This window comes from Ensifer sp. ZNC0028 (assembly GCF_000799055.1).
Lineage (GTDB): Bacteria > Pseudomonadota > Alphaproteobacteria > Rhizobiales > Rhizobiaceae > Ensifer.
The window spans coordinates 1-20,904 of sequence record NZ_JTLA01000026.1 but is presented as its reverse complement, the minus strand read 5'-3'; the positions used below and the strand labels follow the sequence as shown (position 1 = coordinate 20,904).

At 64.3% G+C, this 20,904-nt stretch carries 21 protein-coding genes; 15 read left to right on the top strand and 6 right to left on the bottom strand.

The genetic code is table 11. From position 1 onward, the window contains the following. Positions 1-21 precede the first annotated feature (21 nt). Entirely contained in the window at positions 22-498 is a 477-nt protein-coding gene (locus tag L981_RS06190; protein ID WP_043612940.1) for an RbsD/FucU family protein, read from the top strand. Between the two features lie 40 nt (positions 499-538). Here L981_RS06190 and L981_RS06185 read toward each other — a convergent pair whose 3' ends face one another. From L981_RS06185 to L981_RS06170, 4 genes are all read right to left on the bottom strand, one after another. Further along, positions 539-1,585, bottom strand: a complete 1,047-nt coding sequence (locus L981_RS06185) for a glutathione synthetase (protein ID WP_043612937.1) — start codon at positions 1,583-1,585, stop codon at positions 539-541. 8 nt (positions 1,586-1,593) lie between these two features. Then, positions 1,594-3,471, bottom strand: a complete 1,878-nt coding sequence (locus tag L981_RS06180; RefSeq protein ID WP_043612934.1) for a flavohemoglobin expression-modulating QEGLA motif protein — start codon at positions 3,469-3,471, stop codon at positions 1,594-1,596. Further along, the gene (locus L981_RS06175) at positions 3,468-4,292 is read right to left on the bottom strand and encodes an N-formylglutamate amidohydrolase (RefSeq protein ID WP_043612932.1); all 825 of its coding nucleotides are present in this window, start codon (positions 4,290-4,292) and stop codon (positions 3,468-3,470) included. The genes L981_RS06180 and L981_RS06175 overlap by 4 nt, the downstream gene beginning before the upstream one ends. Positions 4,293-4,421: 129 nt before the next feature. After that, entirely contained in the window at positions 4,422-5,321 is a 900-nt protein-coding gene (locus L981_RS06170) for a LysR substrate-binding domain-containing protein (RefSeq protein WP_043612930.1), read from the bottom strand. A gap of 106 nt (positions 5,322-5,427) precedes the next feature. On the opposite strand from L981_RS06170, the gene L981_RS06165 reads away from it, so the two are divergent. From L981_RS06165 to L981_RS06155, 3 genes are all read left to right on the top strand, one after another. Next, positions 5,428-5,622, top strand: a complete 195-nt coding sequence (locus L981_RS06165) for a hypothetical protein (RefSeq protein WP_043612968.1) — start codon at positions 5,428-5,430, stop codon at positions 5,620-5,622. 233 nt (positions 5,623-5,855) lie between these two features. Further along, positions 5,856-6,068 carry a hypothetical protein gene (locus tag L981_RS06160; RefSeq protein WP_371258836.1) on the top strand — a complete coding sequence of 71 codons (213 nt, stop codon included), beginning with the start codon at positions 5,856-5,858 and terminating at the stop codon, positions 6,066-6,068. Positions 6,069-6,130: 62 nt separating this feature from the next. Then, positions 6,131-6,733 carry a nitroreductase family protein gene (locus L981_RS06155; protein WP_043612927.1) on the top strand — a complete coding sequence of 201 codons (603 nt, stop codon included), beginning with the start codon at positions 6,131-6,133 and terminating at the stop codon, positions 6,731-6,733. Between the two features lie 49 nt (positions 6,734-6,782). Here L981_RS06155 and L981_RS06150 read toward each other — a convergent pair whose 3' ends face one another. Next, entirely contained in the window at positions 6,783-7,100 is a 318-nt protein-coding gene (locus L981_RS06150; protein WP_043612924.1) for a potassium channel family protein, read from the bottom strand. 304 nt (positions 7,101-7,404) lie between these two features. On the opposite strand from L981_RS06150, the gene L981_RS06145 reads away from it, so the two are divergent. Continuing rightward, positions 7,405-9,075 (top strand): SulP family inorganic anion transporter, encoded by a 1,671-nt coding sequence (locus L981_RS06145; protein WP_043612922.1) that lies wholly within the window; start codon positions 7,405-7,407, stop codon positions 9,073-9,075. Between the two features lie 46 nt (positions 9,076-9,121). Here L981_RS06145 and L981_RS06140 read toward each other — a convergent pair whose 3' ends face one another. Beyond that, positions 9,122-9,556, bottom strand: coding sequence for a GFA family protein (locus L981_RS06140; protein WP_043612921.1), 435 nt, complete (start codon positions 9,554-9,556; stop codon positions 9,122-9,124). Between the two features lie 280 nt (positions 9,557-9,836). Between L981_RS06140 and L981_RS06135 the strand changes: the two genes are divergently transcribed. The 10 genes from L981_RS06135 to L981_RS06090 form a co-directional block, all read left to right on the top strand. Next, positions 9,837-10,361, top strand: coding sequence for an RNA polymerase sigma factor (locus L981_RS06135; protein ID WP_043612919.1), 525 nt, complete (start codon positions 9,837-9,839; stop codon positions 10,359-10,361). Continuing rightward, entirely contained in the window at positions 10,358-11,299 is a 942-nt protein-coding gene (locus L981_RS06130) for a FecR family protein (RefSeq protein WP_043612916.1), read from the top strand. The genes L981_RS06135 and L981_RS06130 overlap by 4 nt, the downstream gene beginning before the upstream one ends. Positions 11,300-11,392: 93 nt before the next feature. Continuing rightward, a complete protein-coding gene (locus tag L981_RS06125) occupies positions 11,393-13,885 on the top strand; it encodes a TonB-dependent receptor (protein WP_197067104.1) in 2,493 nt (830 codons plus the stop codon). A gap of 305 nt (positions 13,886-14,190) precedes the next feature. Beyond that, positions 14,191-15,327: a transporter substrate-binding protein gene (locus L981_RS06120; RefSeq protein ID WP_043612914.1), complete on the top strand. Its 1,137-nt coding sequence runs from the start codon at positions 14,191-14,193 to the stop codon at positions 15,325-15,327. Further along, positions 15,324-15,905, top strand: coding sequence for an ANTAR domain-containing response regulator (locus tag L981_RS06115; RefSeq protein WP_043612912.1), 582 nt, complete (start codon positions 15,324-15,326; stop codon positions 15,903-15,905). Before L981_RS06120 ends, L981_RS06115 begins: the two co-directional genes overlap by 4 nt. Further along, positions 15,905-16,753, top strand: coding sequence for an ABC transporter permease (locus L981_RS06110; RefSeq protein ID WP_043612910.1), 849 nt, complete (start codon positions 15,905-15,907; stop codon positions 16,751-16,753). The genes L981_RS06115 and L981_RS06110 overlap by 1 nt, the downstream gene beginning before the upstream one ends. 1 nt (position 16,754) lies before the next feature. Next, the gene (locus tag L981_RS06105; RefSeq protein WP_043612908.1) at positions 16,755-17,675 is read left to right on the top strand and encodes an ABC transporter permease; all 921 of its coding nucleotides are present in this window, start codon (positions 16,755-16,757) and stop codon (positions 17,673-17,675) included. Between the two features lie 29 nt (positions 17,676-17,704). After that, positions 17,705-19,324, top strand: a complete 1,620-nt coding sequence (locus L981_RS06100; protein WP_043612906.1) for an ABC transporter substrate-binding protein — start codon at positions 17,705-17,707, stop codon at positions 19,322-19,324. A 59-nt stretch (positions 19,325-19,383) separates the two neighbouring features. After that, positions 19,384-20,328: an acetamidase/formamidase family protein gene (locus tag L981_RS06095; protein ID WP_043612903.1), complete on the top strand. Its 945-nt coding sequence runs from the start codon at positions 19,384-19,386 to the stop codon at positions 20,326-20,328. Then, the coding region (locus tag L981_RS06090) for an ABC transporter ATP-binding protein (protein ID WP_156133993.1) at positions 20,325-20,904 on the top strand (580 nt) is incomplete at its 3' end. The genes L981_RS06095 and L981_RS06090, both read left to right, overlap by 4 nt.

The window sequence follows — 20,904 nt, the reverse complement described above, 5'->3', positions numbered from 1 at the left end:
CAAATGAGGAAGGTTAGCTTGATGCTCAAGAACATCGATCCGGCGCTGAACGACGACGTGCTGCACGCGCTGCGCTCAATGGGACATGGAGACCGGATCGCGATCGTTGACGCGAATTTTCCCGCCGACACCATCGCCCGCCGCACCCGGCTCGGTCTGCCGCTGCACATTGCGAATGTCTCGGCCGCGCGTGCGGTGCGCGCCATTCTTTCCGTCATGCCGCTCGACACGCCGCTACAGCCTTCGGCGGCGCGGTTGACGCCGGACGGGGCGGCGGGCGAGCTGCCCGAGGTCCAGCGCGAGGTGCAGGCCGAGGTCGCGCGCGCGGATGGTCCTCTTTCGAAGATGTATGCGATCGAGCGTTTCGCCTTCCACGAGGAAGCCAAGCGCGCCTATTGCGTCATCGTCACGGGCGAGGCGCGCCGCTTCGGCAGCTTCCTCTTCACCAAGGGCGTGGTGCCGCCAGCCAGCCACTGGGACGAGACCGTCGCCGAGTGAGAGCCACCTTGGGATAGTCGGCGGCGGCAATGGCCGCCAATCAAAGCGTCGCGAGCTCCCGATTGGAAAGCATGCCATCATTGGCGCGCCTTATCTCGACCTTCCGTTCGAGCTCGGCGACGATGTCTTCGCTGAACTCGATCGAGGTCAGCTCGGCGATCTCCGGCAGGGCGCCGGGCGTGAAGACATTGACCTCCACCAGCTTGTCGCCGACGACGTCGAGGCCGACCAGGAACATGCCGTCGCGCACCAGCTTGGGGCGCATCTCCTCGGCGACGGCGAGCATCGCCGGGGTGACGACGGCGGCGACGGGCCGGCCGTTGACATGCATGTTGGAGCGCAGCTCGCCTTCCGCCGGAACGCGCCGCACGGCGGCGTAGGTGTCGCCGCGCTTTAGCGGCCGGCCGTTCATCAGGAACAGGCGGACATCGCCTTCCTTCGCTGCCGGCAGATACTCCTGCGCGATCACATAGCCCATCTCGCTGACGGCCTCGAAGATCTGATTGAGGTTCGTCTCATGACTGGAACCGACCTTGAAGACGTTCTTGCCGCCGGAGCCCTGCAGCGGCTTCAGGATGACGCCCTCGGGATGGGCGTCGAGGAAGGACCGGACCTCCTCCATGTGTTTCGTGATCAGCGTGGTTGGACGGACGACCTCGGGAAAACCCTGCAGATAGAGCTTGTTCTGTGCTGCGGCCAATCCGTCCGGGTCGTTGACGACGATCGCGCCGCGCTCGGCGGCGAGCCGCCCGAAGATGATGCCGGCCTGGGCCGCCCAGGGCCGTGTTGCGACATCCTCCGACGGGTCGTTGCGCAGAAAGAGGATCTGGATGTCCGTAATGTCCAGGATCTCGCGCCGCGTCGCATCACCCCGCAGGGCCGCAATGAAGGTTTCGGCCTTGCGCGGCTTTGCCGTTCCGAGAGAAAGCGCATGGACGATCAGGCGGCCGTCGGGAGTGAGAACGAAATCGCCGGGCGTGAGGTAGACGATCTCATGGCCGCGGGCGAGGGCTGCGAGCGCCAGCGATGTCGTCGCATAGAACGTCTCTTCGGCCTCGATGGAGTTGACGAGAAAGGCAATGCGCATTCGGTTTCCTACTCTGCGATCAAGTCGAGCGGGGACAGTCCCCCTTGGGCTCGCTGAAGTCGGTCGCGCGCTTTGACCTCATCGAGAAAGATAGGGCGGAGCGCTGCGGCACCAAGGAGGCCGCGCAGGCTGAGTTCCTGGATCGCGCCGAAATGCGAGGCGGCGATCTTGCCCATCCAGAACGGTTCGAGACTGCCGCCGCGGGCCAGATGATCGAGAAGCTGCAGCAGGCCGCGCAGGTAGATCGCGTCCTTGACCAGCCCGCCGCCGCGATAGATGCGCAGCGTGATGTTGAAGGCTTCGGCGGCGGCAAAGCCATGTCCGTCGACGAGCAGCCGGTAGGTCTGCGGAAAGGGTGCGCCGTCGAGCATGGCGGCGCAGCCGACGACCCGTGCTGCCAGGACGCGCAACCGGTCGATCGTCATGCCGGCGCTCAGATATTCGGCAAAGACCGCGAGCCCCTCCTGCATGCCTTCGTAACCGGCGAGCCCGGAGCGGAGGATACGCAGTCCCTGAGCAGAACCGTTGAAATAGGTCAGCAGATGCACGCCGATCTCGTGGTTGAGCAGCGCCTCGACGCGATCGGCGTCGAGCGCGGAACTCCTGGCAATCAAAAGCTGGCCGCGCGAAACAAGCAGACCGGCCGGCAGGTCGTCGCGGATGTCGATGGAGGCGGAAAAATCGGCCGACTGGCGCCGATAGGCCGATATCATCGCCTGAGCGCGCTCCCTTATGTACTCGCAATCGCGCCGGTCTGCGCTCGATGAAGGGGCGTGGCGATCGGGCGCCGTGCGCGCCAGGATTTCGGAGGCGGCGTCATGTAGCGTGGCTTCCACCGGGCCATAGAGGGCGCGACCGAACTCGACGAAGGTACGGGTTTCCCGCGCCGAGATCATCGACAGCTGCAGATCGACCTCCTGCTGCTTTTCCCGGTAGAGGGCATAGAGCAGCGGATCTTCGAGGTGTTCGAAGTTGAGCGAGAAGAGTTTCCGCTTGGCCGTCTCGATCTGCAGCGTCAGCGGCCGGTAGTAGAGGCGCGGGCTCTTGGAGAAGCCGCCTGAGGCGAACTCCGCCCAGGCGGCTTCCGCGTTGATGGGGGTCACTGCCAGCAGGAAGTCGAAGCTCGACGCGATCTCGTCGATGCCGCGGTCGGCGCGCACGACGGCATCGACGAAGGCCTTTCGGCCGAAAGCGCGGTGCGTCGGCAGTCGAAAATTGTCCGATTTTGCGCGGGCGAAAGCGGCAACGGCCCTCAGCCCTGCGTCGAAGACGCTCGCGACCAGCCGCTCGCGCAGTTGCGGATAGATGCGGCGCGTTCCCGGCTCGCAGTAGATCGGCGCGAAGCGCACAGTCAGATGCGGATAGTCGAGCGCAAGCGCCTTTCGGCCTGCCGTCGTCGGTCGCCCGACGAGCGTCACATGCGGCGTGCGGAACTTGCCTTCGATCGTCGCCGCCGTCTCGATCAAGGCCTTGGCGGCGACCTGTTCGGCGGCGCGCGCGCCGGCGACCACCTCGATCAAGAAGGGCGGCAGGAAGGGGGCGTCCTTGGCCGGCGGTTCATCGCTTTCAAGTTCGCCGAATTCGAGCACGATGAACAGGCCGAGGCGCTGTTCGATCACCCGCCCGACACGTTCGATGATTGCGGCGGCAGTATCGACATCGGGCGCCAGTAGATAGGCGGCGTTCGCCTGGGCGATGTCGCGGGCCACCGGCTGCTGGTACTCGGCGGCAATGTGCACGCAGAGGAAGGGAACGAGACGGTCGATGTGCAGCCGCCCGCCCTCGCCGAAATCCCGCCGGACGGCGCGGCCTTCCGTCAGTCGGCCGATGGCCTCGTCGAGCCAGGCCGGGGCCGAACTTGTGGGTGCCGCTTTCTCCTCCGTCATCGATGCCTCGCCAGCGTTTCGGTCAGTATCGGGACGAGCGAGCAGACCACTGCCCGCAGCGAACGAAGCGCCTCGATATCCGGCTTACCGGTCCATTCGTCCATGAAGGTCTTCTTGAACTCGATCGCGATCGCGCAGCCGGTCTCGGGAAAATGCTCGTGGATGAAGCGCGTCTGCTCTCCGCGACCCTGGAAGGCGATGTTCTCGCGCACATCCACCGGTCGGCCGTCGATACGGGCGGCACTGAGCGCCGACATCAGCGTATCGATGACGTCGGCCCACCTTGCCCGGTCCATCGAGGAGGTTCCGATGTTGATTTCCGGGGCTTCGTCGGCGGCCGTGGGCGCCGCTTCCGGTCCCTGCCGCCGGTGGTTGTAGCTGTGCATGTCGAGCACGATGAAGCGACCGTGGCGGCGCTCGATCGCCGCCAGCATGGCATGCAGCATGGCATAGTATTCGTCATGGACGGCGAGCGACGCCTCGATCATCTCGACGGGCGGATGTTCCCGCCAGACGGAAAGGCCCCAGGCCTGCGCCGGTTGAAGATAGATCGCGCCCATTCGGGCACGGTTGAGATCGACCTCGAAGCGGGACCTGTGAACGACGATGCGGTTGGCAAGATCGCGGATGACGAATTCCGTGTACGGATCCTCCTCCCGCAGCCGTTCCTCGTCCGTCAGGGCGGTGAGCGCGTGGGCGTCGCCGCGCATGGCGTGCCCGTTGTGGATAGCGGTGCCGACGATCGGCCCGTCGCCGCGTTGCACGGTCCACCAGGTGGTTTCGCTGGCTGAGCGGAACTGTTCCGTCGGCTCGCTTTGCATCTTCGCTCCGGCACTCCCTCGCTCTGGTCGCTACGGGGATGCAACTCCCCGGTGGCCCGAAGGGTTCCGGGGCGCAGGAAAATTCCGGGGCGGTCGAGACGCAAGATCACCCTGCTCCGACAGCCGTCTTCACGGATTTTGCTGGCCGATCTCGCCGAGAATCCACTGACGGAAGGCGCTGATTTTCGGGGAGTTTCGCCGGCTTTCCGGATAGACAAGCCAATAGGCCTGGCTCTCGTCGCAGAGCAGATCGAAGGGTTGGATCAGGCGCCCGTCGGCAAGTTCCGCGGCAAAGAAGGCCGGCGTCAAGATCGCCACGCCCTGTCCGGCGGTCGCTGCATTCCCCTCATAGACCTGGGCGCCCATGCTGGCGCCGGGCCGGCTCGCAAGCCCCTCCACCGGCACGTTGGCGGCGGCAAACCACCGCGCCCACCAGGGATCGCCGGGGTCGAGAAGCGGCAGCCGCAGCAGGTCGCCCGGTTCCTTCACACCGCCGATGCTGGCCGCAAGGCCCGGGCTCAACATCGGTGAAAAGTCGGCGTCGATCAGCCGGTGGGCCGCAAGTCCCGGCCACGCGCCGCGGCCCGAGCGGATGCCGATATCGACCTCCTCGCGGCTGAAGTCGACGAGATGCGGCTCGGTCTGGAGGCGCACGGCAAGCGAGGGGTGGGCGATCTGAAACGAGCCGAGGCGCCGCGCCAGCCAGTTGGAGGCAAAGGTCGCGATCGTGCTGATGACCAGCGTTCCCTGGGCGCCGCCGCGCGCGCTCACATAGGCTTCGCTGAGCTGTTCGAAGACCTGCGTCACCACTGGGGCGAGCCGCTGGCCGACCTCGGTGAGCGCGATCTGGCGCGGGCGGCGCAGGAACACCGGCGCGCCGATCCGATCTTCGAGCACCTTGATCTGATAGCTCACCGCGGCTTGCGTCATGCCGAGTTCGCTTGCGGCGTTGGTGAAGCTTCCATGGCGCGCGACCGCCTCGAAGACGCGTATCGCCGTCAATGGTGGGAGCGGAAGTGTCTTATGCATTAAATGGCCTTATGCATGGTGACCGATATTCGATTGGAAGTTGATGCCGCCCACAACCATTTTCAAGGTCCGTCCATTAGACGGATTGATGAAGAGGATGACGGCTATGACAACCATTCAAGTACGTAGTTTTTCGTCGACAAACGATTTTTCCGTCGGTTCCTGGCTGGCGTTCCTGTTTGCGAGGAAGAGCCGGACGACCGATGTCGTCGACGTCAGGGATCTGTCGGATCACCTGAAGCGGGATATGGGCTTTCTCGACGGCAACCGCCCCGAGGGGCACGACCTCCCGACCACGTGATTTCGCCCGTCCGCATGATTTCGCCCTCCCGCATGATTTCGAAAGACCCGGGCGGCCCTCCCACCGCCCGGGTCTTTTCATGCCCGCGACGCAGCGTCGTCGTCGGGGAGCAGTTTTCCACGACCCGCCCGCTCTTTGGGTCAGAATTCCTTTAATCTACTAGTTAAGTGGATAATCATCGGTGATGTCCGGTCGGCGCAGGTTTGCGGCGGCCGCCTGAGATGAGGTCCATGATGAGCATGCTGCGGCAATATGAGCGTTTGAGTGCGATCCGCGAGGTCCTGCAGGGCCGGTTGGAACTGCACGAGGCACGCGATTGTTTTGGTTTCGAAGACATCGAGGATGGCACGGTCCACGAACTCAAGGACCGTATCGCCGAACTCTCCGAGGAGATTTCGACCTTGAAAAGCCGCTGCGATCGCTATCAAAGCTTCGGCCGTCGCTGATCAAACCCGCCAACAATGACCCCAAGTGACGGCGGAACGCCGTCGATGAATGGAACACCCCCATGACATTGCATGTGAATTCCCGCGTCGCAGATTATGCGATCAACCCGCTTTTCCTCGAGCGCTGGTCTCCGCGCGCCTATTCGGGTGCCGAGATTTCCGAGCCCGAACTGTTTCAGATTCTCGAGGCTGCCCGCTGGGCGCCGTCCGCCTACAATGCCCAGCCTTGGCATTTCGTCTATGCGCGCCGCAGCAGTGAAGGCTGGGAGAGCCTGCTCGGCCTCCTCAACGAGTTCAACCGGAGCTGGGCGGCAGAGGCCTCGGCGCTGATCTTCGTGCTGTCGAAGACCTCTCTGCTGCCGCCGGGCGCCAGCGAGGAAGTGCCGTCCTATACCCATTCCTTCGACGCCGGGGCCGCTTGGGGTGCGCTGGCGCTGCAGGCCGCCCATTCCGGCTGGCAGGCGCACGGCATGGCCGGTCTCGACTATGAGCGGGCGCGCGCCGAGCTTGGCGTGCCGGAGAACTTCCGGATCGAAGCGGCCGTCGCGATCGGGCGCCTCGGCGACAAGGCGTTGCTGCCGCAACCGCTGCAGCAGCGCGAGCAGCCTAGCCCGCGCAAGGCGCTGTCGGAGATCGTATCGGAAGGCCGGTTCGTCGCTGGCTGATCCTTGAAACCAGGTACCGCGGGGAGGTGGGGCTTGCCGGCCCGACCTCTCAGGGGTCGTCGGTCTCATCCCGGCTGGTCTCGTTCAGCGCCTGCACGGTGACCGCTGCGACGAGGCCGGTCAGGACGATGCCGGAAAAGCCGATCACCAGTGCCAGCACCCGCGCGCTCAGATGCTTGGGCGTGATGTCGCCATAGCCGATGGTCAGGCCCGTGACGAAGGTGAAGTAAAGCGCCTCGTCGAGCCGCCAGTCTTCGATGCGCCAGATGATGATACCGGCCCCGACCATCACAATCAGGATCGCCGAGAAGATCGGCCAGAGCAGCTGAAGCTGCTGGTAGAGATTGAAGAAGAACCGGCGTCGCATTCTTTTCGTCTGCCGCCGGCGTTGAGACTCTGCCACCGCAATCCTCCCTCTCGCGGGTAGGCCCGAGGCGAACCAGCCACGCCCTCGTAACGCTCCACCCAAGGCCCGTTTCCCGTCGTCGAAATCCCCTCTCGATGCGAGCTGCCGCGATCAGGATAGACCTGAGTCGGGACGGCTTCCAGCGCCTGTTTTGCCGGCCGGCAGGTAAGGTACGATGCGGACAATTGCATTTCTTGCAACCGCTTTGACCGAGTGTTATCGATTTAGAATAATCTCATGAATCTCCTGCCGAAGGACGATCCCGATGGCATCGCATGAGCATTCACTTGCCGGCGACAGCCGTGGTCTCTCCGCGGGTTTGCGGCTTGACGTGATCGCGGGTCTTACCGCCGCCGCCGTGGTCCTGCCCAAGGCCATGGCCTATGCCACGGTCGCCGGTCTGCCGGTCAGCGTCGGTCTTTACACCGCCTTCGTGCCGATGATCATCTACGCGCTTCTCGGCACCTCCCGCGTCCTGAGCGTTTCGTCGACCACCACCCTTGCGATCCTTGCCGGCACGCAGCTCGGCCTTGCCGTCCCCGACGGCGATCCCGCCAAGCTGCTGACGGCCACCGCGACGCTGACCGCCCTGACGGGCGCGCTTCTCTTCCTCGCGTCGCTGCTGCGCTTCGGCTTCGTCGCCAACTTCATCTCGTCGCCGGTGCTGATCGGCTTCAAGGCCGGCATCGGCCTCGTCATCGTGCTCGATCAGGTGCCGAAGCTGCTCGGCATCCACATCACCAAGGAAGGTTTCTTCCGCGATATCCTAAGCATCGCCGGCCACCTGTCCGAGACCTCGATGCTGACGCTCGCGATCGCCGCCGCGGCGCTGGTGGCGCTGCTGGCGATGGAACGGCTCTGGCCGCATTCGCCGGCGCCGCTTCTGGCCGTGGCCGCGGGCATCGCGCTTTCCTGGTTTGCCGGGCTGCAGGCGCTCGGCGTCTCCACCGTCGGCTTCATCCCGCAGTCCCTGCCGTCGCTGACGCTTCCGAGCCTCGGTCTTGTCCAGGAACTGTTGCCGGGCGCGCTCGGCATCGCGCTGATGAGCTTCACCGAAACCATCGCGGCGGGCCGCGCCTTCGCCGCGCCGTCCGACCCGCCGATCCGGGCGAACCGCGAATTGCTGGCCACGGGTGCTGCGAATTTCGGGGGCGCCTTCTTCGGTGCCATGAGTGCCGGCGGCGGCACGTCGCAAACCGCCGTGGTGCGGGCTGTCGGCGGCCACAGCCAGATGGCGTCTCTGGTCACCGCGGCGGCCGCGGCCGCGACCATGCTGGTGCTGGCGCCGCTTCTCGGTCTCCTGCCGCAGGCCGTCCTTGCGGCCATCGTCATCGTCTACTCGGTCGGGCTGATCAAACCGGCGGATTTCCTCTCCGTCCGCAAGGTTCGGCTGATGGAGTTTCACTGGGCGCTGGCCGCCTTCCTCGGCGTGCTCTTCTTCGGTACGCTGCAGGGCATCATCGTCGCGATCGTGCTCTCCTTCATCGGGCTCGCCCGCCAGGCGGCGTCAGCGAAGGTCTATGTCGTCGGACGCAAGCGCGACACCGACCGGCTGCGGCCGCTCTCGCCCGAGCACCCCGACGACGAGACCTTCGAGGGGCTATTGATCATCCGGCCGGAGGGACGGCTCTTCTTTGGCAATGCCCAGCAGGTGGCCGATCAGGCGCAGATGCTCGTCGCAAAACAGAAGCCCCGGGTTGTCGTGCTCGACATGAGCCGGGTTTTCGACATCGAATATTCGGCGCTGCAGATGATGATGGAGGGCGAGCGCCGCATCAGCGAACACGGCGTCACCGTCTGGCTGGCCGAGCTGAACCCGGACGTGCTTGCCTATGTGCGCGCATCCGGCTTTGCCGATCAGCTCGGCGCCGACCGCCTGTTCGTCAATACCCGCACGGCGCTCCAGCACTATCTGGCCGGCGCCGCGCCGGAGTAGAGCACCTCAAGCCGTTTTCCGTCCGGAATTACGCTCAAAGCGTGAGCTATTCCGCCATCATCTCGCCCGTTCCGCCGAAGGCCGGCGGGAAGTCGCGATATTTCGGCAGGCCGTCCTTCATCGGCAGCACTGTCTCCTGATAGTTGACGTGCAGCATCGGTTTGAAGGCAAGCGCCGGGATTGCCGCGGCAAAGACGTCGGTGACACCCCACAGCGGATGCTCGGTCATGAGATGCCCGCCGCAAGCCTTGCACCATTTGCGTACGCTCGTTGCCGTCTTCTGGTAACCGACGAGATTGTCCGCACCCTTGATGATCTTGACCTTTTCCGGTGGCCAGAGCGTGAAGGCGTTGACCGGGCCTGCCGACCAGCTGCGGCAGGAACTGCAATGGCAATAGCCCATGGCGGCCGGATCGCCGCTCACTTCGATCTCGACTGCGCCGCAGAAGCACTTTCCGTTGAGGCTGCCGTTTCCTGCCATGACTTTCTCCTTTCGGCTCTTGTCACCCGGAAATCTGGCTCTAGCGGATCACCGGCGTGAACCTTGACTGAGGGTCTCACTCTGAGCCCTGAGGTCAACGCCTCCTTTCGAGCTAGTTGCATTGCCGGCCGTTCCGGAAATAAAAGATGAGTACAATACTCATATTTGTTGTGTGTGCTGCGAGGACGCGCTAATGAACGCCGGCGCTGCCTCGTGCGCGCCGCGCCCTGTCTCTCATCTTCGCTCTGCCGACGGCTCCGGATCGGCCCTGAAAATTGTCATGCCAGAGAAATCAGCTTCGCATTTGATGCTCGACGACGCGATCGTGGCCTACTACGACGAACTCTGCGCCATGACGCGGCGACGTGGTCACCAGGCGGCCACCGCAAACGAGGTCGTGCACGAGCTTTATGTCCGGCTGGTCGATCGGCGCACGCCGCTTGAGAACAAGTCGTCGCTGAGGGCGTTTCTGCGCCGCGCCTGCGCCAATCTCGGCATCGACCGGCTGCGGCGCGACCGCTTTGAGCTCAAACTTTTCTCCGGCAGCGAAGAAGACGCCCTGGCGGTCGCCAGCGATATCGCCGCACCCGACGCCAACATCGATCTTCCCCGGCGACTGATGATCCTGAAAAGGGCGATCATGGAGATGTCGCTGCAGCGGCGGCGCGTCTTTCTCGCAAGCCGCATCGGCAACCTCACCTCGGACGAAATCGCCATGCGCACCGGCATCAGCCGCAACATGGTCGACCGCCATCTGCGCAAGGCCTATCTGCATTGCCTCGACCGGCTGGAGGAGGTGTTGTGACGGCGCGTGACAGGCGGGTGCGCGAGCAGGCGGTGGATTGGTTGGTTCGCCTGACGGGCGATCCAGACGACGAAGCGTTGCGGCTCGCCTTCGAACGCTGGCGCGCGGAGGATCCTGCCCATGCCGAGATTTTTGCCCGCGTCCAAAGGGCGATCGGCGACGCATCGCTGTTGATCCGGCGCGAACCGGAATTTGCCCAAAAGGCTATGACAGCGACCGGGACGCGGAGAAAAACGGTGGCGGCTCTGGCGGCCATCGTCAGCATCGGCGCCGGGCTCTTTCTTTCGTTCGACGGCGCCATGTGGATGCGGGCGGACGTCATCGCCGGCAAGGGCGAACGGCCGATCCTTGCCCTTGAGGATGGTTCGACCCTGCAGCTCAACGCCCAGTCCGCCGTCGCCTATCAATTCACTTCCGCCGAGCGGCGGATCGTGCTGTTGCGTGGCGAGGCCTTCGTCCAGGTCGCAGCCGACAGCAGCCGACCCTTTGTCGTCGAGGCTGGAGGCGGCACGACGACGGCACTGGGGACGGCATTCGACGTCAATCTTACCGACGACGGCACCAGCGTCACCGTGATCGAACACGCGGTATCGGTCGCGACGGACATGGCGATGCTGCCGCGCCGTGTCGCGGTCAACGAGCAGGTCCGCTACGACCATGACGGCCGTCTCGGCGATATCACGCCGATCGATCCGTTCGTGGCAGCAGCATGGCGACAGGGGCGCCTGGTCTTCGAGGAACGCACGATCGCGTCCGTCGTCGAGGAAATCGGGCGCTACGTTCCCGGCACGATCCTGATCGCCCATGCTGGTATCGGCGCCAGGCGGGTGTCCGGCAGCTTTGATCTCTCCGATCCCGTCGGCGCATTGCAAGGTCTTGCCGAAGCCTTCGACGTCAAGGTCACCCGGATTGGACCCTACGTCACGATCCTTCGCTAAAAAAATCGAGGACGAGGTGTCCCTGAACCGGCACCTCGTTCGTCCAGAAACCAGACCCCGGCCGTTTCGGCCATCTCTCTGTCTGGAAGCATCATGCCACATTCGAATACGACCGGCCGCCGCCGCCAATCCGGAATTTTCAGCCTGCTGATGGCAGGCACCGTTTTTGCCCTCACCACGACTGTCGCGCTCGCGCAAGATGCGTTGCGGTACCCGGTCGACGTGCCCGCGGGCAAACTGACGACTGCCGTCAACCGCCTGGCCGCGCAGCTCAAGCTGCAGGTGGTGTTCGACAGTTCGGTCGCCTCAGGTGTCACCACGCCAGGCCTTTCCGGCGAGATGACGGCCGAAGAGGCGCTGGCGCGGCTGCTGAGCGGAACGGGTGTCCGCTATCGCTTCGTCGGCGGCTCGACGGTGAAGCTGATGGGTGCCGTGGAAGCCGCGACGCCGGCAGACGGCGAAGGCACGAAGCTCGCACCCATCATCGCCCGCGGCGACGCCAAGGACGGTGACCGCGCGCCGAACATCGCTGTTCTTGACGCCGAGGACATCGAAAAGGCCCAGGCATCGAGCCTACCGGAACTACTGCAGAAGACGCCCGGCGTTTCGATGGGCGGCGGCGTGCGTATCGAGGGACAGACGCTCGCCATCCGCGGCTTTGCCCGGCAGTCGGACGTTCGCATCATCCTCGACGGCGCGCCGAAGAACTTCGAGAAATACGATCAAGGCACCGTCTTCATCGAGCCCGAACTGCTCAAGCGCGTCGAAATCGAAAAGGGCGCGACGTCGGTGCGCTACGGCAATGGCGGCTTCGGCGGCACGGTGCTGATGGAGACCAAGGACGCGGCCGACATGCTCCGGCCGGGCGAAGAATGGGGCGTCTGGGCCAAGTCCGGTTTCCAGAGCGCCAACAAGCAGTTTCTCGAAACCGGCGCGCTCTACGGAAAGTCGGATTTCGGCGGCCCCATCACCTATGACGGCCTTCTGGCCGGCACGTGGCGCAAGAGCGACGATATGCGCGTCGGCGGCGGAGAGGTCTACAACTATTCCAACTCGAAGCTGACCACCCTGCTTGCCAATGTCGGTGCCGAATATGATGGTCACGAGATCAGGGGCACGGTCGCCTACGGCCAGAACGACAATTGGGGACCCGTGGCCGCTATCCGCGGCCAGTCGGCGCCGTCGGACTACAACATCACCCGCTATGGCTACAAGGAAGCGATGCGCCGGCTGCTCACCTGGCGCGAAATCGAGGATTTCACCTCGACGCTCACCTACACCTACACCGGCGACAGCGACCTGGTGAACTACCGCATGATGGGAAGCTTCTCGTCGACCGGCCAGCATGCCAAGCGGCCCGACATTCCGGGGCTCAATCCCAGCGCATCCGTCGGCGGCTACGAAAACGACGCCACCTACACCGACATCAAGTTCGAAGCGGAGAACACCTCCAACTTTTCGCTCGGCGGCCTGTCGCACAGCCTGAACTATGGCATTCAGTATCTCGATCATGACCGTGACATCTGGATGTACGACATCGCCAACCGTACGCAGGCCCAGTACAACTACGGCTACTACGCCCCGTGGTTCATGCCGGAGGGCACGCAAAAGACCTTTGCCGCCTTCGTCCGCGACCGGATCGAACTGACCGACACGTTCGCCGTGACGCCCGGCCTGCGCTACGACCACGTGCGCTCCAAGGGCGTGCCGAACGCGGCGCCGCGCTTTAACAATCCGCTGGCCGGCCACGACTATTCCGCAGTCTCCCACCAGGGTGTGACGCCGGCGATCAGCCTGGCATGGGAAGCGACGCCGTCCGTGCGGTTCTTCGCCGACTGGGCCTATGCGATGCGGGTGCCCAACATCGACGAGCTCTATTCGACCCAGAGCGCTCTCACCAAGGCGTCCGGCACCAGCCGCGGCCTGGAGGTCGAACGCAACAGTACCTTCAACATCGGCGTCGACTTCAGCTTCAACGACGTGCTGACGACCGACGACATGCTGTCGACGCGCATTTCGGTCTACAACAACCACGTCTCCAACCCGGTAACGCGCCGGTTCGGCACGGCCAACCTCGCCGACGTTACCGGCAACGTGCCGTTCTACTGGAACACGCCGTCCTACGATATCCGCGGCATCGAGTGGCAGGCGCATTACGAGACCGAGCGCCTGTTCGGCGATCTCGGCGTGTCCTGGATGACCGGCGAGCGGACCGGAGCCGTCAACAACGTCTGGGGCCCGGACACCTATATCAACGACCTGGCGCCCCTGACCGTGATCGCGACGGCCGGGATCAAGGTGCCGGATCGCGATCTCGCCTTCGGCTGGACGGGCACCTTCGTCGACGACCAGAACCGCACACCTTACAATCAGGGCGGACAGACCTATGCGCGCCCGCCGAGCGCCGGCTATGCGGTGCACGGCCTCTTCCTCGACTGGACGCCGACATCGGGCTTCATGGAAGGCGGCGAAGTGCATCTCGCCGTCGACAACATCTTCGACAAATATTACGAGCCCTATCTCAGCGACGGGATCTCGGCGATGCCCGGCCGCAACTTCAAGATCGCGATCAGCCGCAAGTTCTGACCGTCATGGACACTCGATCGGCTCGCACGCGGGCCGGTCGAATTTCTTCGTACGTCCCTCCACGCAGCAGTGGCGCTTGATTGCGGGGCTCCGCCCGGCTCTGTGTGTAAAGTTGCGCACAATCGGGCGCGAGCTTGCCAATCCTTGCTTGACAGCCGTCGATTGCCCGTATCTTAATCATGCTCTCAGATTGAGCATGATCAATCCATTCACATGACCTCGATGGTCGACGGGCAGTTTGGCCCCATGATGCCCCCATCTTCGATGGGCACGGCGTCGTGGGGTTTTTGGTTTTTGGCGGGTACATGAGCGGCGCGGTAAAGATCGGCATTCTCTATTCGACCACCGGACCCTACGGGACGATGGGTCGCGACTGCCGCGACGGTGCGGAGCTGGCGATCGAGGAGATTGCGGCAAGCCATCCGGGCCGGATCGAACCGGTTTTCATCGATCCGGAAGCCAATATCGACCGTTACCTTGAAGGCGCTAGATCGCTGCTGCGCGACCACGGATGCCGCCACATCATCGGCACCATTACCTCGCTCGCCCGCAAGGAAGTCATTCCGCTCGTCGAAAAGCACGACGGCCTGCTCTGGTACATGTGCCCCTATGAGGGCTTCGAAGCCAACGACAATGTCATCTATACGGGCGGCTGCCCGAACCAGCATTTGCTGCCCTTGCTCGATTATCTGCTGCCGCGCTTCGGCAACCGGCCCTACCTGATCGGCGCCAACTATGTCTGGGGCTGGGAAATGAACCGCCTGGCGCGCGAACTGGTGGAGGAGGCCGGCGGCGCCGTGCTCGGCGAACGTTACCTGCCGCTCGAGGAAACCGCGGTGGAGCGCATCGTTGCCGAAATCGAGCAGCGCCGGCCGAGCTTCATTCTCAACAATCTCGTCGGGCCTTCCAGCTACGCCTTTCATGCGGCGATCCGGGCGCTGGCCGAACGCAATCCTGCCTTCCGCCCGGAAAATTGCCCGGTCGTCAGCTGCGATCTGCAGGAATGCGAGTTGACGGATATCGGCCTCGGGGTTGCGACCGGCCAGCTGTGTGCCGCTTCCTACTTCGACACCGTGGTCTCGCCCGACAACGTTGCCTTCAAGCTGCGCGTCGCCAGTCGCTTCGGACCCGGGCGGCGCATTTCCAGCCTGTTTGCCAGCGCCTATGCTTCCGTCAAGCTCTGCGCCGAGGCGATCATCGAGGCGGGCGTCGACGACCCCGCGACGATCACGCAGCTCGTTTCGGCCGCGCCGCATCAGAGCGTGCTCGGCCCGCTCAGGATCGATCCGCAGACCCACCATGCGGCGTTGCCGTTCCATCTCGGCCGCATCAGCGACGACGGCGGCTTTAACATCGTCACGTCGCTGCCCTCGATTGCTGCCGACCCCTACCTGACCGGCCAGCGCAAGCGCAAGGCGCCCCAATTGCGGATCGTCTCATGAGGGAAACACCGAACTTCACCGGCTGGCGTGCGGCGATCCTGCACCGCGAAGACCAGACGACGGAGCGGCTCGTGCGACAGCTCAAGCTCTTCGGCTTCGACGTCAGCGTGCAATGGCAGCCGCTCGATGCGCGCGACCTGCCCGATATCATCCTCGTCGACGCCGACCAGGGTTGGAGCGGGCTGTTGCCCTGGAAGGACGAACAGGCGCCACGGCCGTTGATCGCCCTGCTTGGCTCGGAAGCACCGGGCCGGGTCGCCTGGGCGATGGGGCAGGGGGCTGCGGCGATCATCGCCAAACCCGTCGCCTCGTCGGCGGTCTATCCGGCATTGGTCATGGCCGTCGGCATCCATCAGGAACGCCGGGCCGTTGCCGACAAGGTCGCCCATCTCGAAGAACGCGTGCGCATGCGCCCGCTGGTTCATGCCGCCGTACAGAAGATCGGCCAAGCCTGCCATGTCGACGAGGAGCGGGCCTACGGCATCCTGCGCAATTGCGCGATGAAAAAGCGCCTGTCGATGGAGCAGGTCGCCGGTTCCATCCTCGGCGGTGCCGAGCCGCTGCCGGAGGCCGGTTGATGCAGGTTCTGAAATCCATGTTCAGGCAGCCGGCGGCGCTGTTCGGTCTCGTCGTCGTGGCGCTGGTCGTCCTGCTCGCTTTGGCCGCGCCGCTGATTGCGCCCTATAGCCCGGACGAGCAGATGTTCGACGGGCTGACGCTCGAAGGCGCGCCGCTGCCGCCAAGCGCGCAGTTCCTGCTCGGCACCGACACGCTCGGCCGCGATCTCTTTTCGCGCCTGCTCTACGGCGCCCGAACCTCGCTCGTCATCGGCCTCGTTGCCAATGGCGTCGCCGTCTCGATCGGTCTGATGATCGGCATTCTTTCGGGTTACATGCGCGGTCTGGTCGGCAATGCGCTGATGCGCTTTACCGATCTGATGATGGCATTTCCGGCGCTGCTGCTGGCGATCGTGCTTGCCGCACTGCTTCGCCCGAGCCTCTGGATCGTTGCCATGGTGATCGCGCTGGTCAATTGGGTCCAGGTCGCCCGCATCGTCTATACCGAGACCCGCGGCCTCGTCGAACGCGACTTCATCCTCGCCGAGCGCTCGCTCGGTGCCGGACACGGCCGCATTCTCTTCCATCACATCCTGCCGCATCTGGTGCCGACGGCGATCGTCTGGGGCACGCTCGGCATCGCAACGACCGTGCTGCTCGAAGCGACGCTCTCCTTCCTCGGCATCGGCGTCCAGCCGCCGACACCCTCCTGGGGCAATATCATCTTCGAGAGCCAGAGTTATTTCCAAGCCGCGCCCTGGCTGGTGTTCATCCCCGGCGCCGTCATCCTTTTGACCGCGCTCTCCTTCAATCTGGTCGGCGATGCGCTCCGCGATATCCTCGACCCGACGCAACGCGGGAGGGGCTGAGATGGCGGTCCTTCTGCTGCGTCGTCTCGTGCAGACTGCGCTCATCCTGCTCGGCGTTGCCGCCATTACCTTCCTGTTGCTCTATGCGCTTCCCGCCGATCCGGCGCGCATGATCGCCGGGCGCAGCGCGACGGCGCAGACGGTCGCCAACATTCGCCGCGAACTCGGGCTCGACCAACCGTTGCTCGTTCAGTTCTGGAGTTATCTGCAGGGGCTGGTGCAGGGCGATCTCGGCCGTTCCTATGCGCAGAAGACCGATGTCGGCACGTTGATTGCGGCGCGCCTGCCGGCAACGCTGATCCTGATGGCGGCCGGTATCTTCGTCGAAGTCCTGCTCGGCGTGTTTCTCGGCGTTGTCGCGGCCATCCGGCGCGGCGGTTTCGTCGATCGCCTCGTGATGATGGCTTCCTTCGTCGGCGTCTCGGCGCCGCAATTCGTTGCTGCGCTGCTGTTGCTCTATGTCTTCGCGGTCACCCTCGCCTGGTTCCCGATGAGCGGCTTCGGCAGCTTCGCCCATGTGGTCCTGCCGGCCCTGACGCTCGGTATCCTCGGTGCCGGCTGGTATGCGCGCATGGTGCGCTCGGCGATGATCGATGTCTTGAACCAGGACTATGTGCGCACCGCACGCGCCAAGGGCCTGTCATCGTTCCGCATCATCTTTCGCCATGCGCTGCCAAACGCGCTTCTGCCCGTCATCGCCATGATCGGCATCGATATCGGCCAGTTCATGAGCGGGGTCGTCGTCGTCGAGGCCGTCTATGGCTGGCCGGGCATCGGCCAGCTCGCCTGGCAGGCGATCCAGCAGGTCGACATCCCGATCATCATGGGGGTGACGCTCGTCTCGGCGCTGGCGATCGTGCTTGGCAATCTCCTTGCCGACCTCGTCGCCCCGCTCATCGATCCGCGCATCCGCGCCCGCTAATCCGAAACCAACCAAAAAGGGGAACAACAATGTTCAAAAGCTGGCTTCGAACTTCAACCGTCGCTGCAGCACTGCTCGCAGCGCCGCTCTCGGCCCTTGCACAGGATGCGCCGAAACAGGGCGGCGATATCGTCATCACCTACAAGGACGATATCGCCACGCTCGATCCCGCCATCGGTTACGACTGGGTCAACTGGTCGATGATCAAGAGCCTGTTCTCGCGCCTGATGGACTACAAGCCGGGCACAACCGAGCTGGTGCCGTCGCTCGCCGAAACCTTCGAGGTCGCGCCGGATGGCCTGACCTATACGTTCAAGCTGCGCAAGGGCGTGAAATTCACCAACGGACGCGAGATCGTCGCCTCGGACGTGAAATATTCGATCGAACGCGCGGTCGATCCGAAGACCCAAGGACCGGGTGCCGGCTTCTTCGGCGCGATCAAGGGCTTCGACGACCTGTCGGGCGGCAAGGCGGCAACGCTGGAAGGCATCGAGGCACCTGATGACGCGACCGTGGTCTTCCACCTGTCGCGCCCGGACGCCACCTTCCTGCACGTGCTCGCCGTCAACTTCGCCTCGGTCGTTCCGAAGGAAGCGGTCGAGGCTGCTGCCGGCGACTTCGGCAAGAAACCGGTCGGCTCCGGCACCTTCGTGCTCAAGGACTGGACCGTCGGCCAGAGCCTGACCTTCGAGCGCAACCCCGACTATTTCGTCAAGGACATGCCGCATATCGACAAGTTCACGGTCGAGGTCGGCCAGGAGCCGCTGGTGGCTCTGCTGCGACTGCAAAAGGGCGAGGTCGATATTGCCGGCGACGGCATTCCGCCGGCCAAGTTCCTCGAAATCAAGAACTCGCCCGAGGGCGCCGAGATCATCGTCGACGGGCAGCAGCTGCATACCGGCTATGTCACGCTCAACACCAAGGTGAAGCCCTTCGACGACGTGAAGGTTCGCCAGGCCGTCAACATGGCGATCAACAAGGAGCGTATCACCCGCATCCTCAATGGTCGCGCGACGCCTGCCAACCAGCCGCTGCCGCCGCTAATGCCGGGTTATGACAAGGCCTTCACCGGCTATGGCTATGACGTTGAAAAGGCGAAGGCGCTGCTCGCCGAGGCCGGACATGGCGATGGTTTCGAGACGGTGCTCTATTCGACCAACACCGACCCGCAGCCACGCATCGCCCAGGCGATCCAGCAGGATCTCGCCGCCATCGGCATCAAGGCGGAAGTTCGCGCCCTTGCCCAGGCCAACGTCATCGCCGCAGGCGGCACGGAAGGCGAGGCGCCGATGATCTGGTCCGGCGGCATGGCCTGGATCGCCGACTTCCCGGATCCGTCGAACTTCTATGGCCCGATCCTTGGCTGCTCCGGTGCTGTCCAGGGCGGCTGGAACTGGTCGTGGTACTGCAACGAGGCGCTCGACAAGCGCGCGGTCGCCGCCGACTCCATGTCGGATCCGGCAAAGGCCGCCGAACGCCAGGCGGAGTGGGGCAAGATCTTCACCGACATCATGGCCGATGCGCCGTGGGTGCCGGTCACCAACGAGCGCCGCGTCGTTGCCAAGTCGCCGCGCATGGGCGGCGAGGGCGAGATCTACGTCGATCCGACCCGGGTCATCAACTACGACGCCATCTTCGTGAAGCAATAAGCGGCGGGCTCCCCGAGACGCGTTTTCGGGGAGCCTTTCTTACGTTTGGGAGAGAGTTCATGTGCGTTGCCTGCACACACACCATCCATCGCGCCAAGCACCATTTCGGCTGGAACCGCGACTTCAAGCCGACGCTGGTCGCCAAGCCCGGTGAGACCATCCATTTCGAATGCCTGGATTCCTCCGGCGGCCAGCTTGGCGCCGGCTCGACGCTCGAGACTTTGGCCTCGCTCGATTTCGACAGGATCAACCCGGTGACGGGTCCTGTTTATGTCGAAGGCGCAAAACCCGGCGACGCACTGAAAGTGACGATCCGGCGCTTCGTGCCCTCGGGCGTCGGCTGGACGGCCAACATTCCGGGCTTCGGCCTGCTTGCCGATCAGTTCACCGATCCGGCGCTGCACATGTGGTCCTATGATGCCAACACCATGGCGCCGGCGCTTTACGGCCCTGGCGGGCGCGTGCCGCTGAAACCGTTTGCCGGCACGATCGGCGTGGCACCGGCAGAGCCCGGCCTGCATTCCGTCGTGCCGCCGCGCCGGGTCGGCGGCAATCTCGACATTCGCGATCTGACATCAGGCGTCACGCTCTATCTGCCGGTCGAGGTGGAGGGCGCGTTGTTTTCGATCGGCGACACGCACGCGGCGCAGGGCGACGGCGAAGTCTGCGGCACGGCGATCGAAAGCCAGATGGAGGTGGAAGCGACGATCGAACTCGTCAAGGACGCGCGTCTCGCAAGCCCCCGCTTCACCACGCCGGGTCCGGTGACCCGCCACCTGGATGCCGCGGGCTACGAAGTGACGACCGGCATCGGCCCGGATCTGATGACCGGCGCACGCGAAAGCCTGATGCGCATGATCGATCTGCTTGGCGCCGAACACGGCCTCAGCCCGGTCGATGCCTATCTGCTCTGCTCGGTCTGCGGCGATCTCAGGATCAGCGAAATCGTCGACCAGCCGAACTGGGTCGTTTCCTTCTACTTCCCGAGGATCGTCTTTTCGTGACAACGGCAGTACCCGTGCTCGGCATCGATGGCCTCTGCGTCGATGCACTGACGCCGCAAGGACCGCGAAGGGTCCTTGATGCCGTCAGCTTCAACCTCATGAGCGGCGAGACGCTGTGCATTGCCGGCGAGAGCGGCTCGGGCAAATCCGTGACTTCGCTTGCCGTCATGGGGCTCCTGCCGAAGGCATCGCTGCGGATCGCCTCCGGCAGCATCAAGCTCGAAGGGCGTGAACTCTCGAAGCTCTCCAACAGCGCGATGCGCAGCGTGCGCGGCGGCGATGTCGCCATGGTCTTCCAGGAGCCGATGACATCGCTCAATCCCGTGATGTCGATCGGCGAGCAACTGACCGAGGCCATTCGCGAACATCAGGGTTCAGAGGGGGGAACGGCGAGTGCCGTCGCCCTGCGCATGCTGGATGCGGTGCACATCACCGAGCCGTCCCGGCGCATGACCCAATATCCTAACGAGCTTTCCGGCGGCATGCGGCAGCGCGTGATGATCGCGATGGCGCTCTCGTGCCGACCCAAGGTGCTGATCGCCGACGAGCCGACGACGGCGCTCGACGTCACCGTGC

Coding starts and splice junctions, on each gene's coding strand:
- L981_RS06190 (WP_043612940.1), top strand. CDS start 22: ATGCTCAAGAACATCGATCCGGCGCTGAACGACGACGTGCTGCACGCG.
- L981_RS06185 (WP_043612937.1), bottom strand. CDS start 1,585: ATGCGCATTGCCTTTCTCGTCAACTCCATCGAGGCCGAAGAGACGTTC.
- L981_RS06180 (WP_043612934.1), bottom strand. CDS start 3,471: ATGACGGAGGAGAAAGCGGCACCCACAAGTTCGGCCCCGGCCTGGCTC.
- L981_RS06175 (WP_043612932.1), bottom strand. CDS start 4,292: ATGCAAAGCGAGCCGACGGAACAGTTCCGCTCAGCCAGCGAAACCACC.
- L981_RS06170 (WP_043612930.1), bottom strand. CDS start 5,321: ATGCATAAGACACTTCCGCTCCCACCATTGACGGCGATACGCGTCTTC.
- L981_RS06165 (WP_043612968.1), top strand. CDS start 5,428: ATGACAACCATTCAAGTACGTAGTTTTTCGTCGACAAACGATTTTTCC.
- L981_RS06160 (WP_371258836.1), top strand. CDS start 5,856: ATGAGCATGCTGCGGCAATATGAGCGTTTGAGTGCGATCCGCGAGGTC.
- L981_RS06155 (WP_043612927.1), top strand. CDS start 6,131: ATGACATTGCATGTGAATTCCCGCGTCGCAGATTATGCGATCAACCCG.
- L981_RS06150 (WP_043612924.1), bottom strand. CDS start 7,100: ATGCGACGCCGGTTCTTCTTCAATCTCTACCAGCAGCTTCAGCTGCTC.
- L981_RS06145 (WP_043612922.1), top strand. CDS start 7,405: ATGGCATCGCATGAGCATTCACTTGCCGGCGACAGCCGTGGTCTCTCC.
- L981_RS06140 (WP_043612921.1), bottom strand. CDS start 9,556: ATGGCAGGAAACGGCAGCCTCAACGGAAAGTGCTTCTGCGGCGCAGTC.
- L981_RS06135 (WP_043612919.1), top strand. CDS start 9,837: ATGCCAGAGAAATCAGCTTCGCATTTGATGCTCGACGACGCGATCGTG.
- L981_RS06125 (WP_197067104.1), top strand. CDS start 11,393: ATGCCACATTCGAATACGACCGGCCGCCGCCGCCAATCCGGAATTTTC.
- L981_RS06120 (WP_043612914.1), top strand. CDS start 14,191: ATGAGCGGCGCGGTAAAGATCGGCATTCTCTATTCGACCACCGGACCC.
- L981_RS06115 (WP_043612912.1), top strand. CDS start 15,324: ATGAGGGAAACACCGAACTTCACCGGCTGGCGTGCGGCGATCCTGCAC.
- L981_RS06110 (WP_043612910.1), top strand. CDS start 15,905: ATGCAGGTTCTGAAATCCATGTTCAGGCAGCCGGCGGCGCTGTTCGGT.
- L981_RS06105 (WP_043612908.1), top strand. CDS start 16,755: ATGGCGGTCCTTCTGCTGCGTCGTCTCGTGCAGACTGCGCTCATCCTG.
- L981_RS06100 (WP_043612906.1), top strand. CDS start 17,705: ATGTTCAAAAGCTGGCTTCGAACTTCAACCGTCGCTGCAGCACTGCTC.
- L981_RS06095 (WP_043612903.1), top strand. CDS start 19,384: ATGTGCGTTGCCTGCACACACACCATCCATCGCGCCAAGCACCATTTC.